2 protein-coding genes (both running past the window's edge) are annotated in these 20933 nt (G+C 75.3%); both read right to left on the minus strand.

From position 1 onward, the window contains the following. A protein-coding gene (locus ABZT14_RS15850; protein WP_356302129.1) for an amino acid adenylation domain-containing protein crosses the window boundary here: on the minus strand, positions 1–10672 show its 5' portion. 4889 nt of this gene lie to the left of the window's left edge; 10672 of the gene's 15561 nt are visible here — the first part of the coding sequence; it begins with the start codon at positions 10670–10672; its stop codon lies beyond the left edge, outside the window. Next, positions 10669–20933, minus strand: the 3' portion of a protein-coding gene (locus ABZT14_RS15855) for an amino acid adenylation domain-containing protein (protein WP_356302132.1). It continues 7129 nt past the right edge of the window; the window shows 10265 of its 17394 coding nt (coding positions 7130–17394); the start codon falls outside the window, past its right edge — the gene reads right to left on this strand; it ends in the stop codon at positions 10669–10671. The genes ABZT14_RS15850 and ABZT14_RS15855 overlap by 4 nt, the downstream gene beginning before the upstream one ends.

Raw genomic sequence — 20933 nt, forward strand, 5'->3', positions numbered from 1 at the left:
CGGTCACCCACTCGGGTGCCGGCAGGGCGGCGCGGTCCACCTTGCCGTTGGCGGTCAGGGGCAGCCGGTCCAGCTCCACCCAGGCCGAGGGCACCAGGTAGTCCGGCAGCCGGTCGGCCAGGCGGCGGGCCAACTCCTCGGTGTCCAGGGGCTGTTCGGGCACCAGGTAGGCGACCAGGGCGGGTCCGCCGGGCAGGTCGCGGCGGGCCAGTACGGTGGCCGCGCCGACCTCCGGTTCGGCCAGCAGCGCGGCCTCCACCTCGCCGGGTTCGATCCGGTAGCCGCGCAGCTTGACCTGCTCGTCGGCCCGGCCCACGAACTCCAGCCGTCCGTCGGGCAGTTGCCGCACCAGGTCACCGGTGCGGTACATCCTGGCGCCGGCCGGACCCTGGGGTACGGCCACGAAGCGCCGCGCGGTGAGGGGGCCGTCGCCGAGGTAGCCCCGGGCCAGTCCGGGGCCGGACAGGTACAGCTCTCCCGGTACCCCGGGGGCCACCGGACGCAGCGCCGCGTCCAGCACATGGGCGGTCATCCCGTCCAGGGGCCGGCCGACGGGCAGCGGACCGTCCGGGTCCGGGCGGTCGGGGTCCACCGGCCCGGCGGTGGCGAAGGTGGTGGTCTCGGTGGGGCCGTAGCCGTTGACCACCCGCAGTCCGGGGGCGGCCCGCAGCACCTGGGCCACGGCGGCCGGGGAGACCACGTCACCGCCGGTCCACACCTCGCTCAACGGGCGGAAGGCCTCCGGCCGTTCCTGCGCCAGCAGGGCGAACAGCCCGGCGGTGAACCAGGCGGCGGTGGGCCGGGCCTCCTCCAGCAGCTTCCGCCACTGGTCGGGGTCCGGTTCGGTGTCGGGGGCCACCAGCACCTCGCCCCCGCGCAGCAGGGGCACCCACAGCTCGTAGGTGGTGGCGTCGAAGGAGTGCGGGGAGTGCAGCAGCACCCGCCGGTGCGCCGGCCCCTCGAAACGGGAGTCGGAGGCGAGGGCGACCACGTCGGCCTGGGTGACGGCGACGCCCTTGGGGGCTCCGGTGGAGCCGGAGGTGTACATCACGTAGGCCAGGTGGGCACCGGTCACCGGGGTGGGGTCGCCTCCGGGGCCCTCCCCGTCCGTCTCGACCGGGAGCACCGGCAGGTCCTCGGCGAGGTCCCGGTCCCCCGGGTCGCCGAGGAGCGCGACCGCGCCGGCGTCCCGCAGCACCTGGCGGCACCGGGCCGTCGGCCAGTCGGGGTGCAGCGGCAGGTAGGCGGCGCCACTGTGGGCCACGGCCAGTTCGGCCACCACCAGGTCGGTGGACCGGGGCAGGGCCACCGCGACCACGGACTCGGGGCCGACGCCCCGTTCCCGCAGTCGGTCGGCCAACCGGGCGGCCCGCTCGGCGAGTCGGCGGTAGTCCAGGGTGGCGCCGGTGGCCAGGTCACGGACGGCGACGGCCTCCGGCTGGCTGCGGGCGACCCGGGTGAAGGCCTCGGCCACCCCGGCGTCGCCCAACGGGCGGGTCGGGGCGCCGGTCAACGGACGCCGCTCGGGGCCGGTGTCCAGCCGTCCGGCGGGGGTGTCGGGGCGGTGGGCCAGCGCGGTCAGGGCGGTGACCAGTCGGTCCAGTACCGCCCGGGCCGCCTCGGCGTCGTACACGTCATGGCGGTGCTTGAGGTTCAGCCGCAGCCGGTCGCCCTGGAGGGTGAGGGCCAGGGTCAGCGGGTAGTGGGTGGCGTCGCGTCCGCCGACCCCGCGTACCCCGAAACCGGCCGCCCGCTCGCTGTCGTCGAGGGCCTCCTCGTCGAAGGGGTAGTTCTCGAACACCGTCATGGTGTCCAGCAGTTGGGGCAGCCCCAGGACCTGCTGGATGTCGGCCAGCCCGAGGTACTGGTGGTCCAGCAGACCCACCTGCCGGCGGTGGGTGGCGGTGGCCACCTCGGCCAGGGTGTGGCCCGGCCGGGCGGAGACCCGTACCGGCAGGGTGTTGACCAGCAGCCCGATCATGGACTCCACCCCGTCCAGGTCGGCCGGGCGGCCGGAGACGGCGGAGCCGAACAGCACCTCGTCCCGTCCGGTCAGCTGGCCCAGGACCAGTCCCCAGCCGGTCTGGGCCAGGGAGTTGAGGGTGATCCCCCACTCCCGGGCCCGCTCCCGCAGGGCCCCGGTGAGGGTGTCGTCCAGGGTCAGGTCCACCTCGCCGGGCACCTGGGGCGGTACGTCCGTGGCGTGCGGGGCGACCAGGGTGGGCTCGCCCACCCCGTCCAGGGCCTGTCGCCAGGAGTCCAGCGCGGCGTCCCGGTCCCGCTCCGACAGCCAGCGCAGGTAGTCGGCGAACGGCCGCCGCTCGGGCAGCGGCCGGCCGGCGTACGCGGCGAACAGGTCGGTCAGCAGCAGCGGGGCGGACCAGCCGTCCAACAGCAGGTGGTGGCTGGTGAACAGCAGGCGGTGGACCTCCGGTCCGGTGCGGACCAGGGTGAACCTCAGCAGGGGCGGGCGGTCCAGGTCGAAGCGGCGTTCCCGGTCCGCGCGGGCCAGTTCGGCCAGGTCGACCGGACCGTCCGGGTCCGAGGCGTCCCGCTCGTGCCACTCCACCGGGGCGTGGTCGACGACGTACTGGGCCAGCGTGCCGCCGGCCAACTGCCGGAAGCCGGCCCGCAGGTTGGGGTGGCGGTCCACCACCGACTGGGCGGCGGCCCGCAACCGGGCCGGGTCGACCTCGCCGGTGAGTTCCAGCTCCAGCTGGACCACGTACACGTCCCGCTGGTCGGGGCCGCTCAGGGCGTGGAAGGCCAGCCCCTCCTGGAGCGGCGAGAGGGGCCACACGTCCGCCAGTGCCGGGCGGTCCCGCTCCAGGGCGGCGACCTCCGGCACGGTCAGCCGGACCAGGGGGAAGTCGCCCGGGCTGTGCCCGGCGAACCCCGGTTCCCGGTGGCGCTCGACCAGTTCGGTCACCGCGGCGGTGAACCGCTCGGCGACCTGGCGCGTCCGCTCGGGGCTCAGCGCCCCGGGGGCGTGGGTCCACCGCAGTGTCAGCCGGGGCCCGTCGGGGCCGTCCACGGTGGTGGCGCCGACCTCCAGCAGGTGGCCGTCCAGCAGTTCCGGTACGCCCCAGGTGGTCAGCGCGGAGGACTCCGGCGCCGGGTTCCAGGCGGCCGAGTCGGCCTCGGCCGTGCCGAAGCGGCCCAGGTAGTTGAAGCCCAGCCGGGCGCCGCTGGGGGCCTGGTCGTACAGCAGGCCGTAGCCGGTGCCGTGGTCGGGCACCGCGCGCAGGGCGTCCTTGGTGTCCCGTACGCCCTGGCCGAGGTCGTCGAAGGTGGGCAGCAGCACCGGGTACTGGGTGGTGAACCAACCGACGGTACGGCTCAGGTCGGCGCCGGGCACCTGCTCCTCGTGCCGGCCGTGCGACTCCAGGTCGACCAGCAGCCCGGACCGCCCGGTCCCCTCGGGGGCGAGCGCCCGGGACAGCGCGGCCAGCAGCAGTTCGGCCGGCCCGGTGTGGAAGGCCGCCGCCACCCGCGTCAGCAGGGGTTCGGTCAGCTCGGGCGGCAGCTCGGTACGCAGGGTCGCCGGGGCCGCCGGGTCGGTGGGGGTGCCGGCGGCGGCCTCCGCCCCGTCGAACGGCGAACCGCCCTCGGCCAGTACCGCCTCCCAGTGGGCCCGCTCCGGCTCGCGGCGCTCGGCCCCCTCCAGCAGTCCGCGCGCCCAGTGGGAGAAGGGGGTACCGGCGGGTTCCAGGGGGGTGCCCCGGCTGGCCAGCGACAGGTCGCCCAGCAGGACGCGCCAGGACACTCCGTCCACCACCAGGTGGTGGGCCACCAGCAGCAGCCGCCCCTCGGCGGCCTCGCCCCGGTGCAGCCACACCGCCCGGAACACCGCGCCGGCCTCGGGGTCCAGCTCCTCCACGGCGGCCCGGGAGTGCCGGGCCACCAGGTCCTCCAGCCCCTCACCCCGGTCCGAGCCACCAGAGGCGTCGGAGGCGTGGGAGGTGTGGGAGGCGTCCACCACGGTCAGTGGCGGCTGTCCGCCGCCCTCGCCGGGTGTCAGACGCGTACCGTCCTGGTCCACCCGGGCCGTCAACAGCCGGTGGGCGTCCAGCAGTTGGGCCAGCGCCCCACGCAGCCCCTCCTCGGTGAGCCCGGCCGGAGTGGTCACCAGCACGGACTGGTGGAAGTGGCGCCAGTGGGCGGGGTGCCGTCGCAGCCAGCGCATGATCGGGGTCAGCGGGGCCGGCCCGTCGACCTGGGTGGCCGCCGGCCGCTCACCATCGGCCGGTACCGCGACCTGGGCCAGCGCCTCCGGCGTACGGCGCTCGAACACCTGCCGGGCGGTCAGCTGGAGCCCGGCCGCGCGGGCCCGGGAGACCAGTTGGATGGAGGAGATGCTGTCCCCGCCCAGGGCGAAGAAGTCGTCCCCGCCTCCCACGGCGTGCGAGGGCACGCCCAGCACCTGGGCGAACAGCGCGGCCAGTTCGGCCGCCGGCCCCTCGGCCGGCGCCCGCTCCCCGGCCTCGACGACCGGTTCGGGCAGGGCGGCACGGTCCACCTTGCCGTGGGGGGTCAGCGGCATCCGCTCCAGTACGACCAGGGCGGAGGGCACCAGGTAGTCCGGGAGCCGTCGGGCCAGTTCCTCCCGTAGCGCGGCACGGTCCAGCGGCTGGCCGTCGCGGGCGACCAGGTAGCCGACCAACCGCTGCTGGCCGGGGCGGTCCTCGCGGAGCAGGGCGGCGGCCTGGCGCACCCCGGACAGGGCGCTCAACTCGGTCTCGACCTCGCCGAGTTCGATACGGAAGCCCCGCAGCTTGACCTGGTGGTCAGCCCGGCCCAGGTACTCCAGTTCCCCGTCGGACCGCCAGCGGGCCAGGTCACCGGTGCGGTACATCCGCGTACCGGGCGGGCCGTAGGGGTTGGCGAGGAAGCGTTCGGAGGTCAGGCCGGGGCGGCGGTGGTAGCCGCGCGCCAGCCCGGAGCCGGCGACGTACAGCTCTCCCACGGTTCCCGGCGGCACCGGGCGCAGGGCGTCGTCCAGCACGTACACCACGGTCTCCGCGACCGCACGGCCGACCGGTACCGGCCCGCGCAGGGCCTCCGGGTCGCAGCGCCACAGGGTGGCGTCCACGGTGGTCTCGGTCGGGCCGTAGGAGTTGAACATCCGGGCCCGCGAGGCCCAGTGCCGCACCTGCTCGGGGGCCACCGCCTCGCCGGCCACGATCAGGGTGGCGTCGGCGCTGACCGCCTCCACCGGCAGCGCCGCCAGCACCGCCGGGGGCACGGTGAGGTGGGTGACCTTGCGTTCGGCCAGGAACTCGCCCAGGGGCGGGCCCAGCCGCCGTTCGGTGGGCACCATCTCCAGCGCGGCGCCGGACAGCAGCGCCATCACGATCTCCCAGATCGAGGTGTCGAAGCTGAGCGAGGCGAACTGGAGCACCCGGGAGCCGGGGCCGGCGGTGAACCCGTCGATCACGGTACGGGCCAGGGCGGGCACGCCGGCGTGGGAGACCACCACGCCCTTGGGGCGGCCGGTGGAGCCGGAGGTGTAGATGACGTACGCGGCCGAGGCGGGGCGCAGTTCCAGCCAGCCGCCCGGGTCCTCCGCGCGGGCCTCCAGGGTGTCGCCGGGGAGCGCCAGGTGGGGCACCTCGCCCGGGGCCGGGGCGCCCGGGGCGGTGAGCGCCAGGGCGGGTTCGGCGTCGGCCAGCATGTAGGCGACCCGTTCGGCCGGGTAGTCGGGGTCGACCGGCAGGTACACCGCGCCCAGCTTCTGCACGGCCACCAGCGCCACCACCGCCTCGACGGTACGTGGCAGCACCACCGCCACCCGGTCCTCGGCGCCGACGCCGGCCTCCCGCAGCCGGTGGGCCAACGCGTTGGCGGCACCGTCCAGTTCGCGGTAGCTCAACTCGACCAGTTCGCGGCCCTCCGGGTCACCGCCACAGCGGGGACCGGCCAGGGCCGGTGCCTCGGGGCGGGCGGCGACCCACTGGGCGAAGAGTCCGGGCAGCGAGGTGCGCGCGCCCTCGGCCAGCAGGGCCCGGGTGTCCTCGGGGTCGCCCAGCAGCGCCCGGCGCTCCTCGGCGTCCAGCAGCTCCAGCCGGCCCAGCGGCAGGTCCGGGTCCTCGGCCACGGCGTCCAGCAGCCGGACCAGCCGCCGGGCCAGGGCCTCGGCGGTGTCGGCGTCGAACAGGTCGCGGGCGTACTCCAGTTGCCCCTGGACGCCCTCCTCGTCCCGGCGCTCGGCGAGGGTGACGGTCAGGTCGAACTTGGCCGCCTCCCCGGTCGCCGGCAGCGGCGAGGTGGTCAGCCCCGGCAGGCCGACCAGTTCGGCGTCCCGGGTCTCCCAGGCCAGCATCACCTGGAACAGCGGGTGCCGGGCCAGCGAACGGTGCGGGCTCAGCTCCTCCACCAGCTCCTCGAAGGGCACGTCGGCGTGGGCGTAGGCGTCCAGGTCGGTCTCCCGGCAGCGTTCCACCAGCTCCCGGAACGTGGGGTCGCCGGAGGTGTCGGCGCGCAGCACCAGGTTGTTGACGAAGAAGCCGACCAGCTCGTCCAGGGCGCTGTCCTGGCGGCCGGCGACCGGGGTGCCGATCACCACGTCGTGCCCGGCGCCCACCTTGGACAGCAGGGCGGCCAGGGCCGCGTGGGCGACCATGAACATCGAGCTGGCGCCGTCCCGGGCGAGGACCCGCAGCCGGCGGTGGGTGCGGTCGGGCACGGTGAACCGTACGAACCCGCCCCGGTGGCTGGGCTGGGCCGGCCGGGGCCGGTCCACCGGGAGCCGGATCTCCTCGGGCAGCTGGTCCAGCCGCTGGCGCCAGTACGCCAACTGCCGTGCCAGAACGGTGTCCTGAGGGGTACCGGTGGTCCCCGGGCCGCCCCGGTCGGCAGCGGCCTCGTTACCGAGGCTGCTCCCGTCGGCCTCGACATCGAGACTGCCCTTCTCGGCCTCGACATCGAGGCCGAGGAGGTCGCGCTGCCACAGGGTGTAGTCCGCGTACCCCACCGGCAACGGCTCCCAGCCGGGCGCCCGGCCGTGGCGGCGGGCGTCGTAGGCGGTGGCCAGGTCGCCCAGCAGCGGACCGGCCGACCACTGGTCGGCGGCGATGTGGTGCACCAGCAGGGCGATCACGTGCTGGCGGTCCTCCAGCCGCAGCAGGGTGGCCCGCAGGGGGATCTCCCGCTCCAGGTCGAAGGTCTCGGCGAGCAGGGCCTCCACCTCGCGGTCCACCGCGCCGTCGCCCAGCTCCCGCACGGTCAGCGGGTCGGCCAACTCGGCGGTGGGGAGCACCCGTTGGTACGGGGTGCCGTCGACGGAGGGGAAGACGGTGCGCAGGCTCTCGTGCCGGTCCAGCACGTCCACCAGGGCGGCCCGCAGGGCGGCGACGTCCAGTGGTCCGGTGAGCCGGGCCAGGAAGGGGATGGTGTAGGTCGCGTTGGGCCCGTGCAGCTGGTGCAGGAACCACAGGCGGCGCTGCGCGGGGGACAACGGCACCCGCTCGGGCCGCTCCCGCGCGGTCAGCGGGGTCTCGGCGACGGCGGCGGTACGGGCCCGCTCGGCGAGGGCGGCCACCGTGGGCGCCTCGAACACGTCCCGTACCGACAGGCCCACCCGCAGGGCGGTACGTACCCGGGAGGCCAGCTTGGTGGCCAGCAGGGAGTGCCCGCCCAGGGCGAAGAAGTCGCTGTCGGCGGTGACCTCGTCCCGGCCGAGGACCTCGGCGTACAGCTGGGCGACGATCTCCTCGCGCCAGCCCTCGGGGGCGCGTCCGCCGGTGGCGGTGTGCTCCTCCGGCTCGGGCAGGGCCCGCTGGTCGAGCTTGCCGTTGCCGGTCAGCGGCCAGTGGTCGACCTGGAGCAGCGCGGCGGGCAGCAGGTAGTGCGGCAGGCGCCGTTCCAGCTGGGCGCGCAGCCGGTCCGGGTCGGTGGCGGAGGCGGCGGTGTAGTAGCCGACGAGCCGGGTGTCCCCGTCCGGGGCGGGGCGGGCCAGTACGACAGCCTCGTGGACCTGGTCCAGGGCGGCCAGGGCGGCGCGGGCCTCGCCCGGTTCGACCCGGTAGCCACGGATCTGGACCTGGTGGTCGGCCCGGCCGAGGTAGTCCAGGTCGCCGTCCTCGGTCCACCGGGCCAGGTCACCGCTGCGGTACATCCGCTCCCCGGGCTCGCCGAAGGGGTTGGCGACGAAGCGACCGGCGGTCAGGCCGGGCTGGCCCAGGTAGCCCCGGGCCAGCCCGGGCCCGGCGACGTACAGCTCCCCCACCGCGCCCGGGGCCACCGGGCGCAGGGCGCCGTCCAGCAGGTAGACGGCCAGGTCGTCGAGGGGGCGGCCGACCGGACTGGCGGCGCCCTCGGGGCCGAGGTCCTCCCGTCCGGGCTCCAGCACGTGCTGGGTGACGTGCACGGTGGTCTCGGTGATCCCGTACATGTTCACCAGCTCGGGGCCGTCCGCCCCGTGGTGCCGCTGCCAGTCGGCCAGCCGCGCCGGGTCCAGCGCCTCGCCGCCGAACACCACGGTGCGCAGGGCGAGTCGGGGCGGCTCGGGGCGGTTCAGGTGGGCGTCGGCGAGCTGGTAGAAGGCCGAGGGGGTCTGGTTGAGCACGGTGACCCGCTCGCGGTCCAGCAGCGCGGCGAACTCCTCCGGGGAGCGGGCGGTCTCCCGGGGGACCACCACCAGCCGGCCGCCGTACAGCAGGGAGCCGAAGACCTCCCACACGGAGAAGTCGAAGGCGTACGAGTGGAAGAGGGTCCAGGTGTCCTCGGGGCCGAAGCCGAACACCTCGTCGGTGGCGTCCAGCAGCCGCAGCACGTTGTGGTGGCTGACCACCACGCCCTTGGGGTCACCGGTGGAGCCGGAGGTGTAGATGACGTACGCGGTCTCCAGCGGCGCCACCTCCACCCCGAGGGGCTCCGCCGACCGCGTCGACCGCCGCTCGGTCACCTCCGGGGAGTCCAGGGTGAGCCAGTCGGTGCCCTCGGGCAGACCGGGGCGTACCGCCTCCACGGTCAGACCCACCACCGGCCGGGCGGAGGCGAGTTGACGCCCGGTGCGCTCGGGCGGGGCGTCGGCGAGCAGCGGCAGGTAGCCGGCGCCGGTCTTGAGGACCGCCAGCACGGCGGTCACCTGCTCCACCGACGGCGGCAGGGCGAGGGCCACCAGGGTGCCCGGGCCGGCCCCGTGCTCCCGCAGCAGCCGGGCCAGCCGGTTGGCCTCCTCGTCCAGCGCGCGGTAGTCGAGGGTGTCCGTACCGTCGGTGACCGCCGGGGCCTCGGGGGCGCGGCGTACGGTCTCCTCGAAGCGGGCGACGATGCTCCCTCGGGGCTCGGTGGCCTCCTGGAGGGGGGCGCCGTCCTCCAGCACCCTCCGTCGGTCCTGGGCGGACACCAACTCCACCCGGCCCACCGGGCCTTCGGGTTCCTCGGCGAGGGCGGCCAGTACGCGGGTGAAGGCGGCGCCCAGGAACTCCGCCCGGGCCCGGTCCACCAGGTCGGGGCGGTACCGCAGGGCGATGGCGGGCTCGGGACCGGGGTGGACCACCACGGTCACCGGGTAGTGGGTGGCGTCCTCCCCGCGTACCGACTCCACCGTCAGTCCGCCGGCGGACTGCGCCTGGGCCAGCCCCTCGCTGTCCACGCCGAAGTTCTCCACCACCAGCAGGGTGTCGAACAACTCCCCCAGCCCGACCAGCTGTTGGACGCGGTTCAGCCCCAGGTGCTGGTGGTCCAGCAGCCCGGCCTGTGCGGCCTGCACCCCGCGCGCCGTCTCGGACAGGGTCCGTCCGGGCGGGGCGTGGACGGCCACCGGCAGGGTGTTGATCAGCAGGCCGATCATGCCCTCGGCACCGTCCAGGTCGGCGGGCCGGCCGGAGACCGTGGTACCGAACACCACGTCGTGCCGACCGGTCAGCCGGGCCAGGGTCACCCCCCAGGCGGTCTGGAACAGGGTGCCGGTGGTCAGCCGGTGGCTGGCCGGCAGGGTGGCCAGGCCGGCGGCGACGGCGGGCGGCAGCCGCAGGTCCAGTTGTCTGGGGGCCTCCGGTACCGAGGTGTTGCCGCCGGGGGTGAGCAGGGTCGGTTCGGTGAGCCCGTCGAGGGCGTCCCGCCAGGCGGCCTCGGCCGAGCCCCGGTCCTGGGCGGCCAGGTGGGCCAGGAAGTCCCGGTAGGGGCGTACCGGCGGGAGTTCGGCGGCCTCGGTGGAGCCGGTCAGCCGGGCGTAGTGGGTGAACAGCTCCTTGCCGAGCAGCGGCATCGACCAGCCGTCCAGCAGGATGTGGTGGGCGGACAGCACCAGTTGGTGGTCCTCGTCACCGAGCCGCAGCAGGGTGCCGCGCAGCAGCGGGGGGTCGGCCAGGTCGAAGCGGTGTTCCCGCTCCCGGGTGAGCGCCCGTTCCCGGGCCTCCTCCCGCTCCCCGGGCTCCAGTTCCCGTAGGTCCTCGATCCGCCAGGGCACCTCCCAGGTGCTGGGGATGACCTGGACCGCCTGGTCCAGTCCCTCGGTGAGGAAGGCGGCGCGCAGGTTGGGGTGCCGGCGCAGTACCTCGTCCAGGGCTCCGCGCAGGGCGGTGTCGTCCAGGGCTCCGCGCAGCCGGAAGACCAGCCGCATGGTGTAGACGTCCCGGGCGCCGCTGTCGAAGTCGGAGTGGAACAGCAGGCCCTCTTGCAGCGGCGCCAGCGGAAGGATGTCTTCCAGGCCGTCGTCCACACTCACCGGTTCCTCCATCGCGCCTTGAGCAGTGCCGTCTGTTCGGGGCTGAGCGGTGACAGGGACCGCGCCGCCGGGGGTTGGGGTTCTGACGCGGCCGGTGGCCGCTGTTCTCGCTGGTCCGACTCGGGTTCGGCGGTCCGGCCCGTTTCCGTGCCGGTGACCGTGTCCGTGTCCGTGTCCGTGCCGGACTCCGGGGCGCCCTCGGCGATCCGGGTGAGGGCGGCCAGCCAGCACTCGCCCAGCTGGTCCACCTCGGCCTCGTCCAGGGCGGCCGGCGCCCAGGTGAGCCGGGTGTGCAGGGCCGGGCCCTCGGGGGTGTCCCGGGTGATGGCGTTGATCTCCACCGCGTGGGCCATGGGCAGTTCGGGGTCGATGGCCCCACCGAGTACGCCGGCCTCGGGGGCGGCGCTCCAGGGCCGGTCGGGCCCGCTGGCGGTGGTGAACCGGCCCAGGTAGTTGAAGGCCAGCCCCGGCGCCGGCAGTTCGGCCAGGGTGTCGCGGGCCTTGGGGTGGAGTTCCCTCAGCAGCCCGTAGCCCACCCCGCTGTCGGGGATCTCCTCCAGGGCCCGCCGGGTGTGGGCCACGGCGTGGTCGGGGTCGGTGAGCGGTTCCAGGCGTACCGGGTAGAGGCTGGTGAACCAGCCGACGGTGCGGGACAGGTCGGCTCCGGGCTGGATCTGCTGCTCGCGGCCGTGCCCTTCGACGTGCACCAGGAAGGGGGTGCCCTCCCGGCCGGCCCACTCCCCCACCGCTCCGCCGAGGGCGGCCAGCAGCAACTGGTGGATGGGGGTGTCGTGCCGGCTGACGGCCTCGGTCAGCAGCCGCGCGGTCTGTTCGGCGGGCAGCACCACCGTGCGGTGGCGGGCCTGGCTGACCGTGCCCAGGTCGCCGGTACGGGCCCGGGGCAGGCCGCCGGGCGCGTCCAACACCCGCTGCCACAGGGGGAGTTCGTCCTCCCGGGTAGCGGCGCTGGCGGGCAGTTCGGCCGCCCAGTGGCGGAAGGAGGTGGGTACCGGAGCCAGCCGTACCGGGCGGCCCTGGGACAGCTGCTCCCAGCCCTCGGCGAGGTCCTCGACCAGGATGCGCCAGGACACGCCGTCCACCGCCAGGTGGTGCACCACCAGCAGCAGTCGGCCCTGGTCCCCGGCTCCCGGGTACCAGCGGGCGGCCAGCAGCCGGCCCTCGGCCGGGTCCAGGACGCCGGCCAACTCCTCGACGAGTGCCGGGAGTCGCTCCTCGGTCGGTGGGGTGTCGCCGCGTTCCAGGTGGGCGTCCGGGGTCTGGTGGGGCACCTCGAAGGTGCCGTCGGCCAGGTCGAAGCGGGCGGCCAGCACCGGGTGCCGTTCCAGCAGGGCGGCCAGCAGTCGGCGCAGTCCCTCCTCGGTCAGTTCGGCCGGGGTGGTCAGCAGCATGGACTGGCTGAACCTGCCGAGGGGGCCACCCCGCCCGGCGAACCAGCGCATGATCGGGGTGAGCGGTGCGGTGCCCCACGCCTGCCGGTCGCCCTCGCCCCGCTGGTCGGAGTCCTCGCGGCCGGCGACCAGGGCGGCCAGCCGACGGACGGTGCCCTCCTCGAACACCTCGCGGGGGCTGATCCGCAGGCCCGACGCCCGGGCGCGGCTGACCAGTTGGATGGACAGGATGCTGTCCCCGCCCAGGGCGAAGAAGTTGTCCTGGGCGCCGACGGAGGGCAGGCCCAGTACGGCGGCGAAGGCCTCGGCGAGCGCCTTCTCCTCGGGGCCCTCGCAGGCGTCCTGTCCGATCGCGGCGGTGAAGTCCGGCGCCGGCAGCGCCTTCTCGTCCAGCTTGCCGTTGGGGGTGACCGGCAGCGCGTCCACGGTGACCAGGGCCGAGGGCACCATGTGGTCGGGCAGGACGCGGCCCAGGGCGGCGCGGGTGGCCTCCCGGTCCACGGTGGCGTCCCGTTCAGGCACCAGGTAGCCCACCAGTCGGCGGGGCCCGCCGCCCGGTTCGGTGCGGACCACCACGGCGGCCGACCGTACTGCCGGCTGCTTCTGGAGGGCGGCGCGCACCTCGCCCAGTTCGACCCGGAAGCCCCGGATCTTGACCTGGCCGTCGCTACGGCCGAGGTAGTGGAGCTGGCCGTCGGGGCCGTGGGAGACCAGGTCGCCGGTGCGGTACATCCGCGAGCCGGCGGGGCCGAAGGGGTCGGCCGGGAACCGTTCGGCGGTCAGCGTGGGCCGTCGCAGGTACCCCTGGGCGACCCCGATCCCGGCCACGTACAGCTCTCCCACCACTCCGGGCGGCACCGGGCGCAGCAGGTCGTCCAGTACGTACAGCCGCACCCCGTGCAGCGGGTCGCCGATCGGCGGGGTGACCGCCCGGGTGAGCGGGCCGCTCATGGTGACGCAGGCGGTGGCCTCGGTGGGGCCGTAGGCGTTGACCATCCGCCGGCCCGGCCCCCAGGTACCGGCCAGGGTCGCGGTGCAGGCCTCGCCGCCGACGATCAGGGTGCCGAAGTCCTCCAGTCCCTCCGGCTCCAGGCCGGTGAGCGCGGTCGGGGGGATCAGGGAGTGGCTGACCCGTCGGGTGCGCAGGGTCTCGCCCAGCAACTCGCCGGCCAGCGGCCCCGGTTCGGGCACCACCAGGGTGGCCCCGGTGGCCAGGGCCATCAGGGTCTCCATCACCGAGGCGTCGAAGGAGGGCGAGGCCAGTTGCAGCACCCGGGCGTCCCGGTCGATGCCCAGCCGTTCGGCCTGGGCGCGGGCCAGGGAGGCCAGTCCGCGTTGTGGGATCACCACGCCCTTGGGCCGGCCGGTGGAGCCGGAGGTGTAGATGACGTACGCGGGGTGCTCGGGGCTGACCCTGGGGTCGGGGCGCGGGGGCGCCGGCCGGGTCGGGTCCGGCTGGTCGACCAGCATCGCCCCGGGGAAGCGCTCGGCCAGCGGCTGGTGGGTGAGCACCAGGGTGGGCGCGGAGTCCTCCAGCATGTCGGCGATCCGCCGCTCGGGGTAGTCGGGGTCGATGGGCAGATGGGCGGCCCCGGCCTGCTGTACGGCGAGTTGGGCCACGACCATGTCGACCGAGCGGGGCAGTACGACGGCGACCAGGGAGCCGGGGCGGATGCCCTGGGCGTGCAGCCGGCCGGCCAACTCGCCGGCCAGCTGGTCGAGTCGGGTGTAGCTCAGGTCCCCCTCGGGGGCGCTGACGGCGACCGCGTCGGGGGTCTCGGCGAGCCGGTCGGCGACCATCCCCGCCCAGGTGCGGGGGCTGACGGCCGGGGGCCCGGCGGTCCAGCCCTCCAGGGCGGTGCGTTCGGTCTCCAGCAGGGCGTCGAACCGGGACAGCCGGGTGTCGGGTTCCCGGACCAGGGCGGTCAGGGCGAGCCGGGCCCGCTCGGCGAGCCGGCGTACCTGGTCCTCCTCCAGGGCGGTCGGCTGGTACTTCAGCCGCAGGGTGAGGCGTTCACCGGGCAGGGCCACGAAGGTCAGCGGGTAGTGGGTGGCGTCCCAGCCGCGTACCTGGTCGAGTTCCAGCCCGGCGACCCGGCCCAGCTCGGCGGGCGCGTCGGCGGGGTAGTTCTCCAGGGCGGTCAGGGTGTCGAACAGCGGGCCCTGGCCGGCCGCGCGCTGGATGTCGGCCAGCGACAGGTGCTGGTGGGGCAGCAGTCCGGTGAACCGGTCGCTGACCTCCCGGGACAGTTCCAGCAGGGTCCGCTCGGGCCGCAGGGTCACCCGTACCGGCACGGTGTTCACCAGCAGGCCGACCATCCGCTGCACGTCCGGCACCTCGGCCGGACGGCCGGAGACCACGGTGCCGAACACCACGTCCCGCCGGCCGGTGTGGACGGACAGCACCAGTCCCCAGGCGGTCTGCAACAGGGCGCTGAGGGTCAGCTCGTGGCGGCGGGCGAACTCGGCCAGTTCGGCGGTGAGTTCGGCGTCCAGGGTGAGGCTGTGCTCCTCGGGCACCTCGCCGCCCTGACTCTCCCGGGGCACCAGTCGGGTCGGTTCCTCGACCCCGTCCAGGGCCCGCTTCCAGGCGTCCTCGGCGGCCTGCCGGTCCTGGGCGGCGAGCCAGCCGAGGTAGTCCGGGTAGCGGGGCGCGGCGGGCAGCTCCCGTTCGCCGTAGGCGTGGGTCAGCTCGCGCACCAGCAGCGGCATCGACCAGCCGTCCAGCACCAGGTGGTGGCCGGTGAGCACCAGTTCGGCGCTGTCCTCCTCCAGCCGGATCACCGCGCAGCGCAGCAGGGGCGGGGTGGCCAGGTCGAAGCGGCGGGTGCGCTCGTCCTCGATCCGTCGGCGGGCCCGGCGGGGGCGTTCACGGGCGGGGCGGCGGCGCAGGTCCACCTCGTCGACCTCCACGGTCACCGGCCGGTGGGCGCGCTGGGTCCAGTGGCCCTCCTCGTCGGCGGTGAAGGCGGTACGCAGCGGGGCGTGCCGTTCCAGGACGACGGCGAGGGCCGCGCGCAGCCGCTCCACGTCGAGCGTGCCGCCGACCCGGAGGACCACCTGTACGTGGTAGAGGTCCAGGGCGGTCTCGTCGTACTGGGACAGGAACAGCAGCCCCTGCTGGAGCGGGGTGACCGGCCAGGCCTCCCCCTCGGCGGGGGCGGCGGAGGACGCGGTGGCCGGGGCGGCCTCCGGCTCCCGTTCGGCGACCGTGAGCAGCCCGGCCACGGTCCGCTGGCGGAACACGTCCTGGGGGGTGAACCGCAGCCCCAACCGCCGTGCGGCGGACACCAGTTGGATGGACAGGATGCTGTCCCCGCCCAGGGCGAAGAAGCTGTCGCGCACCCCGACCGTCTCCAGGCCGAGCAGTCCGGCGAAGACCTCGGCCAGGCGCTGTTCGTCCTCGGTGACCGGGGCGGCCGGCTCGCTGTCGTCGACCCGGGCCGGGGGCCGGGGCAGGGCGGCCCGGTCGAGCTTGCCGTTGGCGGTGATCGGCAGTTCGCTCAGCGGCACCAGGGCGGAGGGCACCAGGTGGGCGGGGAGTTGCTCGCCCAGGCTCTCCTCGATGGCCGTCAGGTCGGGTTCGGGTACCGAGGGCACCAGGTAGCCGACCAGCTGGGTGGCCCCGGTGGTCTCGTCGGTGCGGGCGACCACGGCGCTGTGCGCGACCTGGGGGTGGGCGTCGAGTACGGCCCGTACCTCGCCGGGTTCGACCCGCTGGCCGCGCAGCTTCACCTGGTCGTCGGCCCGGCCGAGGTGTTCCAGGGCGCCGTCGGGGCGCCAGCGGGCCAGGTCACCGGTGCGGTACAGCCGGCTGCCGGGCGGGCCGAAGGGGTGGGCGACGAACCGTTCGGCGGTCAGCGCGCTGCGGCCCAGGTAGCCCAGGGCCAACTGGGGTCCGGCCAGGTAGAGTTCGCCGGCCACTCCGGGCGGGGTGGGCCGCAGCCACGGGTCCAGCACCAGGGTCTGGCTGTTGCCGACCGGGTGGCCGATCGGCACCCGGGGCGCGGTGGCGTCCTCGGGGCGGGTGTGCCAGTGGGTGACGTGGACGGCCGCCTCGGTCGGCCCGTACAGGTTGTGCAGCGCGGCACCGGGGGCCAGCCGGTGCGTGTCGGCCACCACGGCGGGCGGCAGGGGCTCGCCGCTGGAGAAGATCCGGCGCAGGCTACGGCAGTCGGCCGGGGCGGCGACCGAGGCGAAGGCGGCCAGCATCGAGGGGACGAAGTAGGCGGTGGTGACCTGGTGTCGGCGCACCAGGTCGGCCACTCGTTCCGGGTCGCGGTGGTCCTCGGGGCCGGCCACCACGAGGGTGGCGCCGACCTGGAGGGGCCAGAACAGTTCCCACACGGACACGTCGAAGCTGAACGGGGTCTTCAACAGCACCCGGTCCCGCTGGTCCAGGGGGTAGGTCCGCTGGGCCCAGCCCATCCGGTCGACCCCGGCCGCGTGGTCCACCAGTACGCCCTTGGGCCGGCCGGTGGAGCCGGAGGTGAAGATCAGGTACGCGGGGTCCTCGGGCCTGGGGTCGGGCAGCGCGGTGGCGCAGGGGGACGCCTCGCCGGCCGGCTCCCGGTCCAGCGCGAGGGTGGGCCGGTCGTGGTCGGGGTTGACCCGCTCGACCAGGTCGCCGGTGGTCACCACCGCCACGGCGGCGGAGTCCTCCAGCAGGGCCCGTATCCGGGCGGTGGGCAGTTCGGGGTCGAGCGGGAGGTAGGCGGCACCGGCCCGCTGCACGGCGTGGACGGCCAGCACCAGTTCGGCGCTCCGGGGCAGTCCGACGGCCACCACCTGGCCCCGGCCGACGCCCTGGGCGACCAGTTGCCGGGCGATACGGTCCGCCCGCTGGTCGAACTCGGCGTAGCTGTGGGTGTGTTCGCCGTCGACCAGGGCCACCGCCTCGGGGGTGTGGGCGGCCTGCCGGCGTACCAGTTCGGTCAGCGTGGTCGGCTCCACCGGGTGGGCCTCGCCGGTGCTCCACTCCAGCACCCGTCGCCGTTCGGCCCCGTCCAGGACCGGGGCCTGGCTCAGCGGCCGGTCCGGGTGCTGGCACAGCCACTCCATCAGGGCGGTGAGCCGGTGGGCGAAGCCCTCCACGGTGGCCCGGTCGAACAGGGCGGTGCGGTAGTTGAGCGCGCCGGTCAGCCCGTCCGGCCGCTCCACCACGGCCCAGGTCAGGTCGAACTTGGCGCCCCGGGTCTCCAGCAGTTCCACCCGGGCGTGGACGTCGCCCAGGTCGAGGGTCTCCTCGGGGGCGTTCTGGTGCACCAGGGCGACCTGGAACAGCGGGTGCCGGGACAGTGACCGCTCCGGGCTCAGCTCCTCCACCAGTCGTTCGAAGGGCAGTTGGCCGTGGTCCAGGGCGTCCAGGTCCACCTGGCGCACCCGGTCCAGCAGTTCGCGGAAGCTGGGGTCGCCGGAGGTGTCGGTACGCAGCACCACGGTGGCGGCGACCAGTCCGGGCAGCTGGGCGAGCGCCGGGTCCTCGCGGTCGGCCAGCACGGTGCCCAGCGGCAGGTCGGTGCCGGCTCCGTGGGTGGTGAGCCAGGCGGCCAGGGTGGCGTGCAGCGCCATGAACAGGGTGCCGCCCCGCTCCTGGGCGAGCCGGGTCGCGCGGCGGTGCAGCGCGGCCGACAGGGGGAACTCCACCGAGTCGCCCCGGCTGTCCACCTCGGCCGGGCGGGGCCGGTCCAGGGGCAGGGGGATCTCGGCGGGGGCGCCGGCGAGCCGCTCGCGCCAGTGCTCCAGCAGGGCCGGTTCGCGGTCGGCCAGCATCCGCCGCTGCCACAGGGTGTGGTCGGCGTACTGGAGGGTGGGCGGCGCCGGGTCAGCGCCACCCTCGCGGCGGGCCCGGTACAGGGCGGCCAGCTCCCGGGTGAGCGGGCCGGTGGCCCCCTCGTCGTGGGCGATGTGGTGCAGCACCAGCAGCAGGCTCAGCTCACCGTCGTCGGTGGTGGTCAGCAGGTACGGGCGCAGCGGCGGCCGGTGCTCCAGGTCGAACTCCCGGGCCGCCAACTCCCGTACGGTGGCGTCCCGTTCGGCCTGGTCGCGAACGGTGTGGCACTCCCAGTCCAGGGTGACCTCGGGCAGCACCCGCTGTACCGGGCGACCCCCGTCCTCGGGGTAGACGGTGCGCAGGACCTCGTGCCGCTCCACCAGGGCGCGCACCGCGCCGCGCAGGGCGTCGGTGTCCACCCGGGTGGCCGGGCCGAGGTGGAGCAGCAGCGGGACGGTGTAGGTGGTGGCGGAGCCGGCGAGCCGGTGCAGGAACCACAGGCGGGCCTGGGCGGGCGAGGCCGGCAGGGGGTCGGGGCGCTCGGTGGCGGCCGTCAGCGCGGGCGGCTCCGTACCGTCGGTGGTGCCGGACTCCGGCGCGCCCAGGTCCGGGTGGGCGGCGAGCCGGGCGACGGTACGGGTCTCGAAGAGGGTACGGACCGACACCCGGACCCCGAGGTCGGCGCGTATCCGGCCGGCGAGGCGGGTCACCAGCAGGGAGTGGCCGCCGAGGGCGAAGAAGTCCTCGTCGACGCCGACCTCCTGGCGCCCCAGCACCTCGGCGTACAGCTGGCACAGTCGCCGTTCGCGTGCGGTGGCCGGTGCCCGCTGCGGCCCGGTCTGCTCGGTCGGCAGGGGCAGGGCCCGGAGGGCGGCGCGGTCCAGCTTGCCGTTGCCGGTCAGGGGCAGCCGCTCCACCGGGACGTAGACGAGCGGCACCATGTGTTCCGGCAGCACCTCCGCGCAGGCCCGGCGGAGGGACTCGGCCGGGTGGTCGCCGACGGTGTGGGCGACCAGGGCCGGTCCGGCGGGGGTGTCCCGCAGCAGCACGGCCACGTCCGGCACGCCGGCCCGCTCGCGCAGTACCGCCTCGATCTCGGCGGTCTCGATACGGAAGCCGCGCAGGGACACCTGGGTGTCGGCCCGGCCGAGGTAGCTGAGCTGGCCGTCGGTGGACCAGCGCGCCAGGTCGCCGCTGCGGTACATCCGCTCCCCGGGGGCGCCGAAGGGGTTGGCGACGAACCGGGTGGCGGTGAGGGAGGGCTGGCCGAGGTAGCCCCGGGCCAGTCCGCCGCCGGCCACGTACAGTTCGCCGGCCACCCCGGCCGGGACCGGGCGCAGGGCGTCGTCCAGCACGTACAGCCGCAGGTCGTCGAGGGCCCGCCCGACGGGGCTGACGGCCAGGGCGCGGGCCCGCTCGACCCGTGCGGGGGTCAGCTCGTACTCGGTGACGTGCACGGTGGTCTCGGTGATGCCGTACATGTTGAGCAGGCGCGGCGGGGTGGGGCCGGTGAGCCAGCGGGCCACCCGGGCCGGGTCCAGTGCCTCGCCCCCGAAGACCAGCCAGCGCACGCTGTCGGGTACCGGTTCCTCGCCCAGCGCCTCGGTCAACTGGTAGCAGGCGGCGGGGGTCTGGTTGAGCACCGTGACCCGTTCCCGGCGCAGCAGCTCCAGGAAGGCGGGGGCGTCCTGGGTGACCTCGCGGGGCACCAGCACCAGCCGGCCACCGTGCAGCAGGGCGCCCCACAGCTCCCAGACGGAGAAGTCGAAGGCGTACGAGTGGAAGAGGGTCCAGGTGTCCTCGGGCCCGAAGGCGAAGCGCGCGGCGGTGGCGTCGAAGAGGCGGGCGAGGTTGCGCCGGCTGACGGTCACGCCCTTGGGGCGGCCGGTGGAGCCGGAGGTGTAGATGACGTAGGCGGCGTGGTCGGGGTGGATCGGCGCGCGAGGCCGCACCGGCCCGTCCGGGGCGGCCAGCGGGCCGTCCACCAGCAGCACGTCGGTGGCCTCGGGGCCACCGGCACCACCGGGAAGGCTGACGCCGGACTCGGTGAGCACCAGCCGGGGCGCGGAGTCGCGCAGGGTGTGGGCGATGCGCTCGGCCGGGTAGGCCGGGTCCACCGGGACGTAGGCGGCCCCGGCCCGGATCACGGCCAGGATGGCGGCGACCATCCGGGGGGTGCGGTCCAGCAGCAGGGCGACCCGGTCCTCGGGGCCCACCCCACGCCGTACCAGTTCGGCGGCCAACCGTTCGGCGGTGGCGGCCAGTTCGGCGTAGCTGGTGGTCACGCCCTCGTGGGTGACCGCGACCGCGTCAGGGCGGTCGGCGACCCGGGCGGCGAACCGTTCCCACACGTCCGGGGTGCCGGGGTGGGCACCGTCGGGGTTCCACTCGGCGAGCAGGGTGTGCCGCTCGGCCTCGTCCAGCACCGGCAGCTGGCTCAGCCGGCGCCCGGGGTCGGCCAGGGCGGCGTCCAACAGCCGGGTCAGCCGGGTGGTGAGGGTCTCCACGGTGGCGCGGTCGAACAGGTCGGCGTCGTAGTTGACCGCGCCGGTCAGCCGGCCGTCCTCCTGGTGGTCGGTGAACCCGAAGATGAGGTCGAACTTGGCGACCCGCTGCGGGTGCAGCCCGAAGTCGACGTCCACCCCGGGGGTGTGGAAGGGCACCTCGGTACGGCTCTGGTAGGTGAGCATCACCTGGAACAGCGGGTTGGCGGCCGAACGCTCCGGGTTCAGCTCCTCCACCACCCGCTCGAAGGGCACGTCGGCGTGGTCGAAGCCCTCCAGGGTGGTGGCGCGTACCCGCTCCAGGAGCTGGACGAAGTCCGGGTCGCCGGACAGGTCGGCGCGCAGCACCAGGGTGTTGACGAAGAAGCCGACCAGCGCCTCGGTGGCCCGGTCGCCCCGGCCGGCGGTGGGCACCCCCAGCGGGATGTCGTCACCGGCGCCGACCGCGCGCAGCAGCGCGGCCACCCCGGCCTGGGCGATCATGAACGGGGTCACCCGGTGGGCGCGGGCCACCTCGCGCAGCCGCTCGGCGGTCCGCGGCTCCAGGGCGAACGGCACCAGGGCGCCGCGTCCGC

The sequence above is a fragment of the Streptomyces sp. NPDC005438 genome, assembly GCF_040606315.1.
GTDB lineage: Bacteria > Actinomycetota > Actinomycetes > Streptomycetales > Streptomycetaceae > Streptomyces.